Here is a 12863-nt window from a genome sequence, read left to right on the forward strand (position 1 = left end):
GGTTCTTCAGGCTTTGTTTTGGAGAGCTCCGGTCAGTCTCTCCAGAAGTGCGAAAAAATGAGGGTTGAGCTCCTTACACACGGCGATGACTGCTTCAACCTGCGACGGGCGCAGCGCATCGATCTTGTCGGGAGTCAGGTCGGTCATCCGCACGATGTCATCGATCGAACAGTCTGCGAACAAGGCGGATGACACTATGTCCATCGTGCTCAGACTGCCCGCCTCTTCAAGCCACTTGCGGACCTGCATAACGGTGAGCTCTCGACATACCACCGGAAGTTCGCCAATCAGGAGCTCTTTGGAATTCGTTTGCTGAACCATTGCATACCTCAAAGAGAGCAACCCGCCGAAGCGGGCTGGTCATGGATCTATGAAGCTCAGGCGGCCACTTCTTTCATGATCTTCATGTACTTCGACTTGCCGGCGCCGACCTTGGCCGGATCGGAAAGCACCTTGGCGGTGACCTCTGAACCCATGAAGTCATCGGTGCTGATCCAGTCAGTGCTTGCAGCCGGGCTCAACTGGCAGCGGAAGTACTGCAGGTTCATGCGCTGCTTGGTACCCGCACCGTTGGCGCCCTCAAACAGGATCTCGTAAATCTTGCCGCTGTTGGTCAGCGCCTCGACAACATCCACCGCCGCAGAGCTGTATGTGATTTTGAGTTCAGCAGCGTCGGCAATCGCGCCCGCTTCCAGGATCTCGAGCCCGGCCCCGGTCATCTGGTAGTCGTCGCCGTCGACATAAACGGTGCTGCCGGTCGCACCGGTCACCGACGTGATAGTAAGAGGCATTTTATCCAGCAGGATCGTGCCGCCCTTGGTCGCGGTGTGAGTCTCGTCGGTCACGGTGGTGGCCGGAACCTTGGACACATCGCCCCAGTACATCGCTGCCAAGTTGGCGGTGTACAGCTCACGCCAGTTCATGGTCAGGCCCATGCTGGTAATGCGGCTGATCGCGTCGTACTCGCCGCCCTGCGGGCTGGTGGTGTCAGCCAGAGTGATGTCGGTTTTCTCGATGGCCTGTTGCAGGGTAGATACCAGGCCAATGGGCAGGAACGCACCACCGACACCGTACGGGCGCATCTTCACCAGACCGCCGACGACGAAAGTTTCGATTTCACGAGCCATGTTTTACTTCTCCGGAGTGTCGCCGGCGATGACACCAAGGCTCTTCAACCAGGTGCGCTGCTCAGCGGTGACTTTGATTTTTGCACCCGGCAGAAGATCTTCGCGGGCATGGGTATGAGGCTTGATCAACTCGACCTCAAACCGAGGCGTAGCGCGCTCGGCAGTCTCGATCGCAGCGGCCGGAGCCACCGTGGTTTCATCTTTGGGCATTTGGTTGCACCTGAATGATGGTGTGAAGGTGAACGGGGATCAGTACCGTGGCGGCACTGACTCCCTCGGCAGGCGGGAACGATTCGGGAGCACCGATGGTGATGCCGGTTACGCCCCGGGGCAGCCAGTCCGGCAAAACGCCAAGGGTTGGCATCAGGCAGAGCAACAGGTCATGCTCCAGTTCCTCAACGGCGTCTTCGTAGTCGTCCAACCCTGATTTGACGGCCCCGACCACGTTGAAGCCCTGCATGATCTTGAGCGCATGCGGACCAGCTACAGGCGCCATTCCCTTGGCTTTCTGAACAACGATCAATGGAAAACCCACGGCGTTCTCCTTGAGCACCTCGTTGAACCAACCGGAGCGCACATTGGCCCCTGCAGGAGTTCGGTACCCGTTGTTGATGGAGATCGTCGAAAGTCGCTCAATCAAGGCCTTTCGGCCCGCGCTCAGCAGATTATTGGAAGGCATCAGTCCACCGGTTGCAGTGAGTAGCGGTTGATTTTTCCATCGGTACCCAGGAACTCGGACAAGGCGTAACGCCGGCAATTGACGTTTACCAGATCGCCCCGCTGCGGGTTCGGCACCTCGCTCACCCGAAGATCGACCGCCAGCGCTACCACGACGAAGGTCTCACCGTTGGGCGAGCCGACATTCTCGAGGATGACCGCGCCAATCGTTTCAGATGGGCCGCCATCCTTGGCTTCGTAAAGCGCACCGCCCTTGGTGCCAAACACCTCGAAAAGCTCATCGTCCGCATCGTCGAAGATGTCGTCGAACTCCGAGCTCCCCATTACTTGGTCAGCTTGATGATCGCGCGCGGCAGGGTGCAGAGGCTCAGCGGGTTGCTCTGTGCCTCCATGTCGATACCCTTGTTGTGGCGCAGTGGCTCTTGGCTGGCATAGAACGGCACACCGGTGGTGTTGACCGTCTCCATGTAGTCAGCCGGCGCATAGTTGGTGATGAAAAGACCATCGACGCCGACCGGGACCAGGTACGCGGTGTCCGCATCCATGAACTGAACGCCGCCCAGGTTGCCGTAGAACTCTTCCCAGTTGACGCCGCCGAAGCTGAAGCCGTCGCGACGGTGGTCGTCACGCAGAAATTGGCCGTCGTTCCAGCGGTCGAACGCCTTTTGAACCGAATCGTGGTTGGTGAACGAGTCGAACCAGTTGCGACCAGCGATACCCAGCCAGCCAGCAATGATGCCGGTCCCGCCGATTGCATCTTCGGCTTTGCGCTTGGCTTCTGTGACCTTGGCCAGCAACTTGGTTTCACTAGCGTTCATGGTGAAGGCGACGGTCTGCTGCTCGATGCCGAAGCGTGCGTACAGGTCCAGCAGCACACGGGTGCCATCGGCGTCATATACCTTGCCGGTGATAGCGCCCACACGCTGATAACGGATGGTGGCGTCCAACCGTTTGCGCATTTTGAGCAGGCGCTTTTCAACCATGGCTTGCACGGTCTCCAGCTCGCTCTCGCTGCCGAAGGCACGGATGCCCTGCACTTCATCGGCGCGAATGACGGCGCGAGTTGGCAGGTGGATGGTCTGGAACGGGATCATGTCCCGGCCTGGACCAGTGGTTGGGTCACTCGGTGCGCCACGCTCAGCAGCGGGCACCAGAGTGAGGTTGTCGTTCTCGCGCTCGATGAAGACGGCCGTGGTCGTCACGCCCTCTTCTTCGAACAGCGTATCCAGGCGGGTAGGAACCGCTTGGCCTTCAACCGGCTGGTTGATGGCGGTGGTCATGGCGATGCGACCAAACTCGTCGCCCGCGAAAATACTCAAATCGGCCATTCCGTTCTCCAGAAACGAAAAAACCGCCAGCGGCGGTCTGTATTAATCGGGTGGGTTGAATCAGCGCAGGATGATGCCAGCGGCAGCCAGTGCAACTCGGGCAGGATCGGTCAGGCCGACGAGGAGGCTTTCAATCACCTCGCAGTCGCGCACCACCCCCGCCGCGTAGCGGTCAGCAGTGTTATCGGCATCGCGGCCTTCGTAGAGAATCGCCACTTCGACCGTTGCGCCATCAGCGGGCGCTACGAAGGCCACGTATTTGCCGGCGGCATTCTTCGACAGGATCTGCCCGGCAGGAAAAGCGGTAGCGCCTTTGAGCAGCAGGATCTGTTCGCGCGAACGCTCGCCGCTCGCTTCATTGAGCAGAAACGCGGCAGTGCGCGCGCCCTGGGTCACGATGTCGTATTTCATGCTTTTGGCCCTTTGCGGCTAGCCCAAATGGACTTGGTGGAAAATTCTTTTTTGTCCTTGCCATTCGCAGCAGAAGCAGCTGCAGCGGACTTGGAGTCGCGCTGAATGCTGTCGAGGGTCACGCCACGATCCTGCGCAGCCTTGAACAGCGACATGCCAGCCGCGTCAACTGACACGCCGCTGTCGATGGCGGCTTGAACTTCGGTTTCGAAACCCTTCACACCTAGCGCCTGGATGCCGAGAATGCGGGCTTTTTCGCTCGCGGTGGCGGCAGTGGCCGCTTCAGCACGGATCGCGTCCTTGTCGACGGTTTCGGCTGCCGCGATGGTGATGGTCTTCGGATCGGTTCCGGTCTCAATAGCTGCGTGCAGCTCCGCCGTGGTTTTTACTGTGGTCACAAGGGATTTCCTCGGTGGGTTGCTGGCAGGGCCGGCCAACTCGGCAATAACAGATTCAAGTGACCCGACGCGATGCGCCAGGCCTGATGCGACAGCTTCGGCTCCAACCTTCAGTCCCCCATGGCCGCCCATTTCGGGGACCTTGTCTGAGGACACATTCAGGTTGCGCGCGACCTTGCTCACGAAGACATCGGCCAGGGCGTCTACGGTCTTGGCAATTTCCGCTCGCCCTTCGTCGGTCTCCACGTTCGGGCGCTTGTTTGGCGCCGTGCCGCTCACAATCTCATAGCTCTTCCTGCCATCCTGCTCTTTTGAGACGGTGACATTGAGCACTACGCCGATTGAGCCCAGCAGCGCCGTATCGTCGACGACAACCTCACTTGCCGCGCTCGCGATCCAGTAGGCGGCACTTGCACCGCTGCCACCCACGTAAGCGACGATTTTTTTCCTGTCGCGGGCCGCGAAGATCATATCGGCGAGTTCGTTGATACCGTTCGCTTCACCGCCCGGGCTATCGATGTTGAGCACAATCGAGCGGATAGCTGGGTTGTCCAGTGCCGCCTGCAGGTCGGTGGCGATCGTTCCGGTACTGGTCGCACCGCTGATCCGCGTGAAGAAAGAGGCGTATCGGAAAATTGGCCCGGTCACCGGAATCACCGCAACGTTTCCCCGCTGTGTGACGGTGTGGGTGTGGTCGAGCTGTCTGCCCAGGCGAGTTTCCAACGCCTCCAGATCGTTCTGCCGATCAGCAATCGACAGAAGATTGTCCAGGGCGTCCGGGAGCATCAGCCAAGGCTGAGCGCTGGCCAGCTCAAAGGCTCTTGCCATGTTCATTCCTCGTCTTCAGGTATTTCGGGTAGTGCCGCCGGCGCCGATGGAGAAGCCGCTGCGGCTACAGGCGTGGTTCCGTTGTCGCGGCGCTGCTGCAGCTCACGCGCACGCTGACGATTGACCTGCTGCCAGGTCTCTCCGGACATCGCTGCGGTTTCCATGGTTTCGTTGCTGATGCCGACATCGATGCGCTCGCGAGCGGCTTTTGCCTCTTTGAGTTCATCAATTGCGCCCCGCGCCGGACCAATCCAAATGGCTTGGGTGTAAGCGCGTCGTAGCGCTGGGTCGTGATAGCCCGGTGCACGAATGCGCCCAGCGGCCACGGCCTCATCGAACATCAATTCGTAGCTCGGCTGACAGAAGTCGCACACTAGCCACCAGCGGCGCATGGTGTAGAACCGCCAAGCCTGAAGCATCGCGGCGCGGGCGGCGCTGTAACTGCTGCTGTAGTGCAGCATCAGCTCTTCAAGCGGCAGTTCCAGCGCGGCGCCAATCTCTTTCACGATTGCGGAAAAGAACGGGTCAAACTGGGCATTCGGGCGGGCCGGGTTTGCGATCATCGGCTCTTCACCTGGTGCAAGGTCGACAATCGCGCCCTCGCCAAGCTCCAGCGGCGCTGGACCTAGGTCCCCGCCTACGCCTGCGTCTTCATCGCCGAATACCGCCTGCCCCTGCCCGCCATCGTTGAAGTTGTCGTTCTTCTTGATGAACACCGTGAACATCGCCGAAATAACGGCAGCCATCAGTTCGGCGCTCGCATAACGCTCGAGCTTCTGCAGCGGTTCGAGGATCGGCGCTAGGTACGGCGCCCCGCGCTTGAGCCCCGGCCGCTCCTTATCGCACCAGACCTGCAACAACCTTCGACGGCCAGTTTCTGCGCCAAAGAACTCCACACGATCCCAGCGAAGCGGTGACTTCAACATCTTGTCGTCGGGGTAACCGTTGCAGATGTAGGCCGCGACTGGCGCGCCGAGGTCGTCAAACTCGATCCCCTCGACAAGCCTGTCGGTATCAGGGCGGCCGTTGGGGTTCGATACCCGATCCGTCTCGATCAGTTGCAGGCGCGTGTTGTAAATCGTGCCTTGACGTTCTGCCCAAGGCGTAGCGACAAAGCAGTCACCGCCAGCCATTGCCGACACCAGCGCCAGTGCCTGAAGCTGGTAGTGATTCAACGTTGCTTCAGCGTCACACTCGCGGGGATCACCGGCGTACAACTCCCACTCTCGCTGCACCAGCGCGTTGAACTCGTCGGCCTGCTCTTCAGTCATGCCAAGCGCCACATGGTCGACTTGGGGCCGGCAGATCAACCCTGTGCCGACAACGTTAGTGCGAGACCGAACAATTGCCGCGCGGGCGATGAGGTGGTTACGCATCGCGTCCCGGGATCGGGCAACGAGCGTTTTCCGCTCCGGCGAACTGAGGTCACGGTTCGGGCTGCCGAGAAAAGGAATCCAACTCGACATGCTGCGCAGCATTCGTGAGGCGCCGCGCCAGCGTGTTTCGCTTCCTCCACCGCCGCCCTGGGCTCGGGGCTGGCTCTGCACCAAGCCGGTGACGGCGCGCGTGGCTTCACGCACCATCCGCTCTTCAGGAGTGGTACGTGTCCACCAAGCCATGTCAGATCCTCATATAGCTGATTCGGTTGCGGCCGCGATTGCGGTTGGCTTCGGCAGCCACGTCGGCCGCGTAGTCGTTTTCGAGCTTGCGCAAGGTTCCCAGATCAGCCCGGGTGACTTGCCGCTCGCCATACCGGACGCTTTGACCGCCTTTCAGGATTTTGGCAATGGCCTCCTGAACGGCGGAAAGGCGAACCTGCGCGGCAGTGGTCGGAACAGATGTGCTCATATTCATCCTCTGGCCCGGCTTCGGGTTCCTCGTTGTGGCAATCGACGTTTAACGCCCGCCAGCATTTCCAGATCCAGACCAAACCGGTGCTGGCTGATTCGCAGCGCCGCCAAGGCATACACGAAGCAGTCGAGCGCCTCGTTGCGGCGACCTTTGGCCGTCCAGCGATAAACCCGCTTGCCCTTCTCAATTTTCAGTTCTTTGGTTTCTGCTGTGAGCTGCTTCAGCTCGTCCTCGCCGCAAATCTCATCGTTCGCCGGCAGGTGCACGCAGCCCGGAACCGGAACGCCCGATGTGTCCGGCTGAATTTTCAAGCGGCTGTAAATCAGCTCTTTGGCGTTCTCGGTACCAACCTCGGTCAGGTAGACCTTCTTGGCGTTACGCGACTTCGGCCAGTTGGCAATGGGCTTTCCGGGGACGTTCGCCCCCTTGACTGGAATTACCCAGGTATCTCCAAGCAGGCGACTTTCTGCGTAAACCTCGTCGGTATAGTGGCCGCCGGAGTCCCAACACCAGCGCTCCACACCCATCTTCGCGCCATCGCCGCGCACGTACTGCTGGCGAATTTTGAGTCGGACCTTCTTACGAAGCTCTTCGCTGGCGGGATCTCCCATCAGCACCCATTTATCAACCAGCCACGCTTCTTCGCCCTGGCCGAAGGCCCAGACCCTGCCCTCGTAACGGTCGTCCTGAGTATCGATTGAACCCATCAGTGTGAGGCCGCGAACCGGCACTTGCGGGTAGACCTCTCGGCGGCCGTACAGCAGCTCCCAGTCAACCTTCTCGCCCTGATCGTCTTCCCACGTTTCACCCAATGTGGTGTTGACGAAGGCAATTAGGTTTTCCCGGTTGTCCTTGACCTTGTCGAACTCAAGGACCATTTCCAACCAGGTGGTAAAGGTGCTGTAGGCCGTCCAGATGTGAAAACTGACATTGCGCGGCGTGGCGCGAAGCTCGTCATCTGCTCCGTACCAATCGATACCGTCGCGAGTCCAAATGCCGGTCTTCTCGCAGATCCACCGCCCCTGATGGGCGGCCTCGACCATCTCGTGATACCAGACGACGCACTGGGCGTGCTCGCACAGATACCAGGCTTTGGAAATTTCGCCGTGCTCGTCGCGCTCCCACTTGATGCCGAAATCACAATCTTTCCCGCCCCACTTCAGGTGCTGCTCTTTCAAACAGTGCGGGCACGGGATGTTAAATCGCAGCAGGTAAGGCGACTCGTTCGCAGCCTTTTCGATCTGGCATGTGCCTTTGATCTTGGGTGTAGAGCCGCGAATCGACTTCTTGAACGTGGCGCCTTCAAGACGCTTGTCGCCGAGAAAGGTCGGGGCGCCCTCGCCTTCGACGTTCTGCTCGAAGTTGGATAGCTCGTCGTACACCACCTCATCGGCAGAGATACCGCGATAGTTCCGGCTCGCCTTGCCGCCTCTGCACCACAGCATCTTCTTGTTCAGAAAGCGCTTGGAACTGAGCGAGCTGTCGCGATGCTTTTTACCGTACCAGGGCGCGATATCCAGAAGCGTTGGCACGTCACGCACCATCGTCTCGATATGCTGCTTCATCAGGTCTTCAGCGTCGGGATCGGTAGGTGAAAACACCGCCACACTCCGACGCTTGTGCTGAACCTTGTAGCCCATGTTCGCCATGAGCATCTTGGTGTAACCAACACGCGCGGACTTCATCAGGTTGAAAAACATGATGAGGTCGTTGCCCATGCTGTTGAGCAGAGCCACCTGGAACGGCGCGGTCTCCCATTTGCCTTCCTGATAAGAAGACTCTGACGAGAGATAGAAATGGGTGTCAGCCCAATCGACGCATGTCAGCGGTGGTTCCTTAAAAAGCGCCTGCAACCCGGCCTTGATCGCTTTACGCAGATCATTCATCCAGGGTTGCGAGGTACTCATCAAGAATCTCGGGCAGTTGGTCGCCCAGTTCTGAGGCGATATTGCGGGCCAGCGCGATTTCCCGCTGCATGGCTTCGACGTGGCGTACTTCGATGTCGGGGTGCTTTCGTTTCACCTTGTGCGTGACCGTGTCGAGCACAGAGCCGATCTGTTCAACGACGCGGGACAGGGCGAACGTACTGAAATCGACGGGCACCAGTTGCCGGGCAGAAACGGCGTTCTTGTTCTCTTGGCCGATCCGCTGAGCAGCTGTCAGGCCGCGGCGCTCTTCCATGAGCTTGTATTCGATCAGTGGGTCGATCCCGTCCGTTTCAACAGGGGGGACTTCCGGTTTCACCTGTCTGCTACCAAGGCCGCGCAGATACGCGATGTAGGCGACTCGGCACGAGTCGATATCCATGCCGCCGCGCCCCTTGGAAGCGGGTAATACGCCGTCTGCAACCAAGTTTCGAACCTGACGGTCGGTGAGGTCCAGATGGGCTGCGACTTCGATCTGACTCGCCATTTTTCACCCGAACCGGAACCGGAACCGCCCCGCCCTCAAAAAAAGTCATAAATAATGGAAAATCGGGGCTCGAATTACCCTCACCCCAGGGGGTGGGGAGAAAGGACCCTTGTAGCACGTCAACTCCCCGCCAGTGATTCGATTTGGGTCAAACCGAATGGGCTGGGATGAACGAGTCAGGCGGTCCGTTGAGCGGATCGTTGCAAGCCAAGAGCTCGCCTGTAGGCGAGAAATAAAGATCGATGATCCGCTCCGGGTTGGCACTTGATCCATCACCCCGACTTGCGGCAACGTGTATCACCTGAATTAACTCCGCCTTCGACGGCGGTACATGGAAAGGAACAGACATGGATGACCTCCAGCACGTACTTGTGTCTCTAGATGAAATTGAGGCGATTCTCTCCAAGCACGACCGGCCAGAGCCAAACCCTACGGTGCTCAGTCGCATCCGCTTCCTGGCCGCACAGATGTCAGGTCGCGACTCATACATCTCTGAGAAGGCGTCTCGGCTGGCTGAATTGGCAGGCGTGTTCTATAGCGAGCAGCGGCACGCCCGCCATCAAGGCGGCGCTTCAGGATTGCTAACCGAGATCGCCTATGACCTGCCTAACCGTATCCGGGGGCAAATCAATCACCTCAGGCGTATTCAGAAAGAACGCCAAAGTCCTAGCGACGCCTAGTGGCCAGCGCCCGGTCCAACGCCTTCGCGAACTGGATGGGTAACTGAGTCTCTGCTTCCCGCTCCCCGATGCCGAAGAAATCGAGCGTCTTCGCGTAACCGGGCTTACTGGTGAAGGCGATCAGGATCTGTACGTTCGCTCGCTTGGTACCCGTGCGCTCTGCGATACCAATGGCCTCCCGGCCTCGTCTCATGACGAAGTAACGGGTGCGGTTGCCAATGCTGCGCTTACTGTCGGTGCTGTTCTGCAATCGGTCGCCTTGCGCGCCGAGGCCTGATAAGACCTTCTGGAGTTGGCCGCGACTGATGTTGCCGTAGCTGTCCAGCTTCATGCCCTTTCCAGGCACGATGAACTTGCCATCAGGCAGGATGCCCCGCGCTCGCAACAGGCCTTCGCTACGTTTGTGGCTACGCTCCCCGCCGTACACCTCCGGCGTAAGCCAACGTGTAGCGGGTGCCGCGCCGTCGGCCTCGTCCTTGATCCACACCCTTGCTTCAAGCTTCTGCTCGGTGGCAGGTATCAGCCTGAGGCTATCAAGTGTGTAAGGAGTGGGCCTGTCGAAGACCGTCCGCATCTCCCCTTCGAGCCGGGCCTTTACCAGCTCGGCGGTCTCGGTCAGGGCGAGGACTGTCGCGAATGGGATCTGATTGCGCTCAATATCTGTCAGCTCAGCGAGATTGCTCGCGAGGCCAGATGACTGGACACGAATCATGCAGACTCCTGCTATTGAGTGGCGCGCTCCAATGCTGCATCGGCTTTGTCGGCAGCTTTACTCGCAGTGTCGGCGGCATGTGTTGCCGTACTCGCTGCTTGGGTAGCTGTACTCGCAGCGGCCTCGACCTTCTCCGCTGCCTTGCCTGTGTTCTCGGCGAGTCTGTTTAGCCCAAGGTCTCGCTGTTTCAGAGCTTCATCGTAAGCAGATCGAACCGAAGCGACCTGCTGCAGGTAGGAGCTGGCAAGCGACCATTGGCTGATCTGGAATCCGAAGAATCCGCCGCCAATGATCAGCAGCATCGCGATCACCCAAACCTCCACCCGCCTCCACCATCGGCGAGCAATAAATTCCATTGCGCATCTATCCATCAGCTGACGCCTCCGAGCTGCGACCGAAGCCGCGCGATTTCTTCGCTTTGGCTGGTCACCTTTTCAGTAAGTTGCGCGACCTGGCTGGTTAGGGCTTCGATCTTCCCCTCCATGCGGCCAACTGCGGCGGCGAGTTCGTTGCGCTCTTTTGCGAACTGATCAGCCCGAGCTTCTGCTTCTTTGCGGGCGGTGCGTTCAGAGTCGAGCAACTCATTCAGACGGCGGACAGTACCGATATCGGCGTTGTCCATGGCGCGATCAGCCGCGTCTCGCGACAGGAACTTGCGCAGCCATAGGAAACCGGCGAGCAATACAGTCCCAGTGCCGCCCAGCCAGGTAGCTGTGCCTGGGCCAAGGTCGGTGGGGTCCATCGCTACTCCAAAATGTAAAAGCCGGCTTGTGCCGAGGCTCGTATAGACTTTCCTGCTAAACACTCCCTCAAAGACCGACGCGGATTAGCCAGGATCACCAACGAAAGGAAGCAAGGCAATGCATATGACCAACCACAGCGCAGTAGCTCGCGCACGCTCGATGATCGAAGTGATACGTCGCAGCTTGGTGCCAGGACTAGCCGAACGAAACAAAGCGATGGCTGACGGCTATATAGAATCCATCTTCGACTGCGGCCTCATTGAGCGGACACAGTATGAAGAGCTGCGAGCCGAAGCTGAGATCGCTTTAACCGCTTGGAGCGTTGACACACCTCACGAAAAGCATCTGTGACCGAGACAGACGTCTAATAGGTGAACAGCTCGCTGGGAATTTTCTGCCGTCCCGCCAATCAGTTATGGTGACCAATGCCAAGGAGACGGGATCATGGCGCAGGAACACCACTACCGAATCGACTATCTGCTCGACGGAGCCTACAAAACCTTTTACGTCCGCGCGGCGTGCATGGATAACGCAGAGGCGTGGCACTGGGCGACTGTTGACGCTGGTTTTGGGCAGCTGCCTAAGTATCGCAACGACCCAATCACTAAGCTGAGCAAACCCAAAGCTGAAAGGATGGGAGTTACTGATGTCGAGTGGTCCCAGGCTTAGCTTGTGAAGCAGATTCCCTTGCGTAGTTGCTAGGAGAGAGCGTATTCACGGATGGGCTAGGCCTGATACCGGCATTACTGGAAGCATTGGCGGCCTCTGAAAGCAGCTCCGCAAGGCGATCGGCCTGCTCGCGACTGAAGCAGGTAAGCATTGGGTCACCACTGACCATCCAAACCCGTACAAAGCCTTGCGACCGCCAAGGCTCTGGAACATCGAGGCCGCTCTTCTCAACTACCATCATGCCACCACTCAGTGATGACATAACGATATCATCTAACCGTCATTATCGTCGACATCACGCTCCACTGCTGGTTCGGTGATCAATGAATGCGTGTCTTCCCACGCGTTGCTAGAACTGAATATGACCCCAGAGCTTGCCGGTGAGATAGGCCGCTTCTCCACCATGCAGAAACAAAAAAGCCCCGCACTTGGCGAGGCTTGATAGATACGTGGCCTTAAGGGCGGCTAGAGCTGTTTATATGACGTAGAGGGCGCCTAATCCTGGGAATCCTTGTACAGCCACTTCACAAATTCAGCTTCTTCAGCAGTCAGCGTCCCCGATGGTGGCGTTCCATCAACCCTCGGGCTCTTTGAGTTCAGTGCTGCGCACCAGGCACGCTGCCATATAACCCATTCGCGGTTGGTCGATGGATCCGCATAGCCATCCTTCGAACGGTCCAGCAAATTTCTAGGCTGAGTAGCCTCAAACTCGTCACGCATTCTCTCGCCCATGTCTAGATCGCAATCCAATATAGATTCGGCATAGTCATTCTAGACTTTAAGCGTAGTATCAAGTTCGTCCTAGGCTCCGGCGCATGGCCAAGAACCGCTGGGGGGATCCCTTCATCAGTAATACAGGATCTGTCTATCATCCGGAGATCAACCCGGATGGCCTGCCGAAGCAGGACTTCTATCGGCGCCGGCCGCGTAGTCGCAACCCATGCGCCTATCTGCGCCCGTAGAGCAAGGAGCCGGGGCTTTCGCCTTGATTCACAACGTGAACCCTCGGTGTATCTGCCGCATGCG

General features: G+C 58.7%; 19 protein-coding genes. 3 read left to right on the forward strand and 16 right to left on the reverse strand.

Features of this window, described 5'->3' with window-relative positions; translation table 11 throughout:
* Positions 1–6: 6 nt before the first annotated feature.
* From D3M70_RS08935 to D3M70_RS08995, 13 genes are all read right to left on the reverse strand, one after another.
* Positions 7–321 (reverse strand): hypothetical protein, encoded by a 315-nt coding sequence (locus D3M70_RS08935; RefSeq protein ID WP_120125414.1) that lies wholly within the window; start codon positions 319–321, stop codon positions 7–9.
* A 56-nt stretch (positions 322–377) separates the two neighbouring features.
* Complete coding sequence (locus D3M70_RS08940) at positions 378–1127, reverse strand: hypothetical protein (RefSeq protein WP_120125415.1); 750 nt, start codon at positions 1125–1127, stop codon at positions 378–380.
* Between the two features lie 3 nt (positions 1128–1130).
* On the reverse strand, positions 1131–1337 hold the full coding sequence (locus D3M70_RS08945; RefSeq protein WP_120125416.1) for a hypothetical protein: 207 nt from the start codon (positions 1335–1337) through the stop codon (positions 1131–1133).
* Entirely contained in the window at positions 1324–1806 is a 483-nt protein-coding gene (locus tag D3M70_RS08950) for a hypothetical protein (RefSeq protein ID WP_120125417.1), read from the reverse strand. Before D3M70_RS08950 ends, D3M70_RS08945 begins: the two co-directional genes overlap by 14 nt.
* On the reverse strand, positions 1806–2129 hold the full coding sequence (locus tag D3M70_RS08955; protein ID WP_120125418.1) for a hypothetical protein: 324 nt from the start codon (positions 2127–2129) through the stop codon (positions 1806–1808). Before D3M70_RS08955 ends, D3M70_RS08950 begins: the two co-directional genes overlap by 1 nt.
* Entirely contained in the window at positions 2129–3133 is a 1005-nt protein-coding gene (locus D3M70_RS08960; RefSeq protein WP_120125419.1) for a major capsid protein, read from the reverse strand. Before D3M70_RS08960 ends, D3M70_RS08955 begins: the two co-directional genes overlap by 1 nt.
* A 60-nt stretch (positions 3134–3193) precedes the next feature.
* Complete coding sequence (locus tag D3M70_RS08965) at positions 3194–3544, reverse strand: head decoration protein (protein ID WP_120125420.1); 351 nt, start codon at positions 3542–3544, stop codon at positions 3194–3196.
* The gene (locus tag D3M70_RS08970; RefSeq protein ID WP_120125421.1) at positions 3541–4770 is read right to left on the reverse strand and encodes a S49 family peptidase; all 1230 of its coding nucleotides are present in this window, start codon (positions 4768–4770) and stop codon (positions 3541–3543) included. The genes D3M70_RS08965 and D3M70_RS08970 overlap by 4 nt, the downstream gene beginning before the upstream one ends.
* A gap of 2 nt (positions 4771–4772) precedes the next feature.
* On the reverse strand, positions 4773–6389 hold the full coding sequence (locus D3M70_RS08975) for a phage portal protein (RefSeq protein WP_120125422.1): 1617 nt from the start codon (positions 6387–6389) through the stop codon (positions 4773–4775).
* A gap of 1 nt (position 6390) precedes the next feature.
* Positions 6391–6618 carry a hypothetical protein gene (locus tag D3M70_RS08980; RefSeq protein ID WP_120125423.1) on the reverse strand — a complete coding sequence of 76 codons (228 nt, stop codon included), beginning with the start codon at positions 6616–6618 and terminating at the stop codon, positions 6391–6393.
* Between the two features lie 2 nt (positions 6619–6620).
* The gene (locus D3M70_RS08985; protein WP_120125424.1) at positions 6621–8528 is read right to left on the reverse strand and encodes a phage terminase large subunit family protein; all 1908 of its coding nucleotides are present in this window, start codon (positions 8526–8528) and stop codon (positions 6621–6623) included.
* Entirely contained in the window at positions 8500–9033 is a 534-nt protein-coding gene (locus D3M70_RS08990) for a terminase small subunit (protein WP_120125425.1), read from the reverse strand. Before D3M70_RS08990 ends, D3M70_RS08985 begins: the two co-directional genes overlap by 29 nt.
* A 148-nt stretch (positions 9034–9181) precedes the next feature.
* Positions 9182–9382, reverse strand: a complete 201-nt coding sequence (locus D3M70_RS08995) for a hypothetical protein (protein WP_120125426.1) — start codon at positions 9380–9382, stop codon at positions 9182–9184.
* Between D3M70_RS08995 and D3M70_RS09000 the strand changes: the two genes are divergently transcribed.
* On the forward strand, positions 9381–9713 hold the full coding sequence (locus D3M70_RS09000; RefSeq protein ID WP_120125427.1) for a hypothetical protein: 333 nt from the start codon (positions 9381–9383) through the stop codon (positions 9711–9713). The genes D3M70_RS08995 and D3M70_RS09000 overlap by 2 nt on opposite strands.
* Here D3M70_RS09000 and D3M70_RS09005 read toward each other — a convergent pair.
* The 3 genes from D3M70_RS09005 to D3M70_RS09015 are packed head-to-tail and all read right to left on the reverse strand — an operon-like array spanning position 9700 to position 11167.
* Positions 9700–10425: a hypothetical protein gene (locus D3M70_RS09005; protein WP_120125428.1), complete on the reverse strand. Its 726-nt coding sequence runs from the start codon at positions 10423–10425 to the stop codon at positions 9700–9702. The two genes, D3M70_RS09000 and D3M70_RS09005, sit on opposite strands and share 14 nt — an antisense overlap.
* A gap of 11 nt (positions 10426–10436) precedes the next feature.
* A complete protein-coding gene (locus D3M70_RS09010; protein WP_120125429.1) occupies positions 10437–10796 on the reverse strand; it encodes a hypothetical protein in 360 nt (119 codons plus the stop codon).
* Positions 10796–11167, reverse strand: coding sequence for a chemotaxis protein (locus tag D3M70_RS09015; RefSeq protein ID WP_120125430.1), 372 nt, complete (start codon positions 11165–11167; stop codon positions 10796–10798). Before D3M70_RS09015 ends, D3M70_RS09010 begins: the two co-directional genes overlap by 1 nt.
* Before the next feature lie 118 nt (positions 11168–11285).
* On the opposite strand from D3M70_RS09015, the gene D3M70_RS09020 reads away from it, so the two are divergent.
* Both D3M70_RS09020 and D3M70_RS09025 read left to right on the forward strand, forming a co-directional pair.
* Positions 11286–11519 carry a hypothetical protein gene (locus tag D3M70_RS09020; protein ID WP_120125431.1) on the forward strand — a complete coding sequence of 78 codons (234 nt, stop codon included), beginning with the start codon at positions 11286–11288 and terminating at the stop codon, positions 11517–11519.
* 93 nt (positions 11520–11612) lie between these two features.
* The gene (locus D3M70_RS09025; protein ID WP_120125432.1) at positions 11613–11837 is read left to right on the forward strand and encodes a DUF6555 family protein; all 225 of its coding nucleotides are present in this window, start codon (positions 11613–11615) and stop codon (positions 11835–11837) included.
* Positions 11838–12863: the final 1026 nt, after the last annotated feature.

Origin of the sequence: Pseudomonas sp. LS-2, assembly GCF_003605735.1 — a bacterium.
Taxonomy (GTDB): Bacteria; Pseudomonadota; Gammaproteobacteria; order Pseudomonadales; family Pseudomonadaceae; genus Aquipseudomonas.

Excerpts from the sequence above, each read along its gene's own strand:
- D3M70_RS08935 (WP_120125414.1), bottom strand. The coding sequence starts at position 321 with ATGGTTCAGCAAACGAATTCCAAAGAGCTCCTGATTGGCGAACTTCCG.
- D3M70_RS08940 (WP_120125415.1), bottom strand. The coding sequence starts at position 1,127 with ATGGCTCGTGAAATCGAAACTTTCGTCGTCGGCGGTCTGGTGAAGATG.
- D3M70_RS08945 (WP_120125416.1), bottom strand. The coding sequence starts at position 1,337 with ATGCCCAAAGATGAAACCACGGTGGCTCCGGCCGCTGCGATCGAGACT.
- D3M70_RS08950 (WP_120125417.1), bottom strand. The coding sequence starts at position 1,806 with ATGCCTTCCAATAATCTGCTGAGCGCGGGCCGAAAGGCCTTGATTGAG.
- D3M70_RS08955 (WP_120125418.1), bottom strand. The coding sequence starts at position 2,129 with ATGGGGAGCTCGGAGTTCGACGACATCTTCGACGATGCGGACGATGAG.
- D3M70_RS08960 (WP_120125419.1), bottom strand. The coding sequence starts at position 3,133 with ATGGCCGATTTGAGTATTTTCGCGGGCGACGAGTTTGGTCGCATCGCC.
- D3M70_RS08965 (WP_120125420.1), bottom strand. The coding sequence starts at position 3,544 with ATGAAATACGACATCGTGACCCAGGGCGCGCGCACTGCCGCGTTTCTG.
- D3M70_RS08970 (WP_120125421.1), bottom strand. The coding sequence starts at position 4,770 with ATGGCAAGAGCCTTTGAGCTGGCCAGCGCTCAGCCTTGGCTGATGCTC.
- D3M70_RS08975 (WP_120125422.1), bottom strand. The coding sequence starts at position 6,389 with ATGGCTTGGTGGACACGTACCACTCCTGAAGAGCGGATGGTGCGTGAA.
- D3M70_RS08980 (WP_120125423.1), bottom strand. The coding sequence starts at position 6,618 with ATGAGCACATCTGTTCCGACCACTGCCGCGCAGGTTCGCCTTTCCGCC.
- D3M70_RS08985 (WP_120125424.1), bottom strand. The coding sequence starts at position 8,528 with ATGAGTACCTCGCAACCCTGGATGAATGATCTGCGTAAAGCGATCAAG.
- D3M70_RS08990 (WP_120125425.1), bottom strand. The coding sequence starts at position 9,033 with ATGGCGAGTCAGATCGAAGTCGCAGCCCATCTGGACCTCACCGACCGT.
- D3M70_RS09000 (WP_120125427.1), top strand. The coding sequence starts at position 9,381 with ATGGATGACCTCCAGCACGTACTTGTGTCTCTAGATGAAATTGAGGCG.
- D3M70_RS08995 (WP_120125426.1), bottom strand. The coding sequence starts at position 9,382 with ATGTCTGTTCCTTTCCATGTACCGCCGTCGAAGGCGGAGTTAATTCAG.
- D3M70_RS09005 (WP_120125428.1), bottom strand. The coding sequence starts at position 10,425 with ATGATTCGTGTCCAGTCATCTGGCCTCGCGAGCAATCTCGCTGAGCTG.
- D3M70_RS09010 (WP_120125429.1), bottom strand. The coding sequence starts at position 10,796 with ATGGATAGATGCGCAATGGAATTTATTGCTCGCCGATGGTGGAGGCGG.
- D3M70_RS09015 (WP_120125430.1), bottom strand. The coding sequence starts at position 11,167 with ATGGACCCCACCGACCTTGGCCCAGGCACAGCTACCTGGCTGGGCGGC.
- D3M70_RS09020 (WP_120125431.1), top strand. The coding sequence starts at position 11,286 with ATGCATATGACCAACCACAGCGCAGTAGCTCGCGCACGCTCGATGATC.
- D3M70_RS09025 (WP_120125432.1), top strand. The coding sequence starts at position 11,613 with ATGGCGCAGGAACACCACTACCGAATCGACTATCTGCTCGACGGAGCC.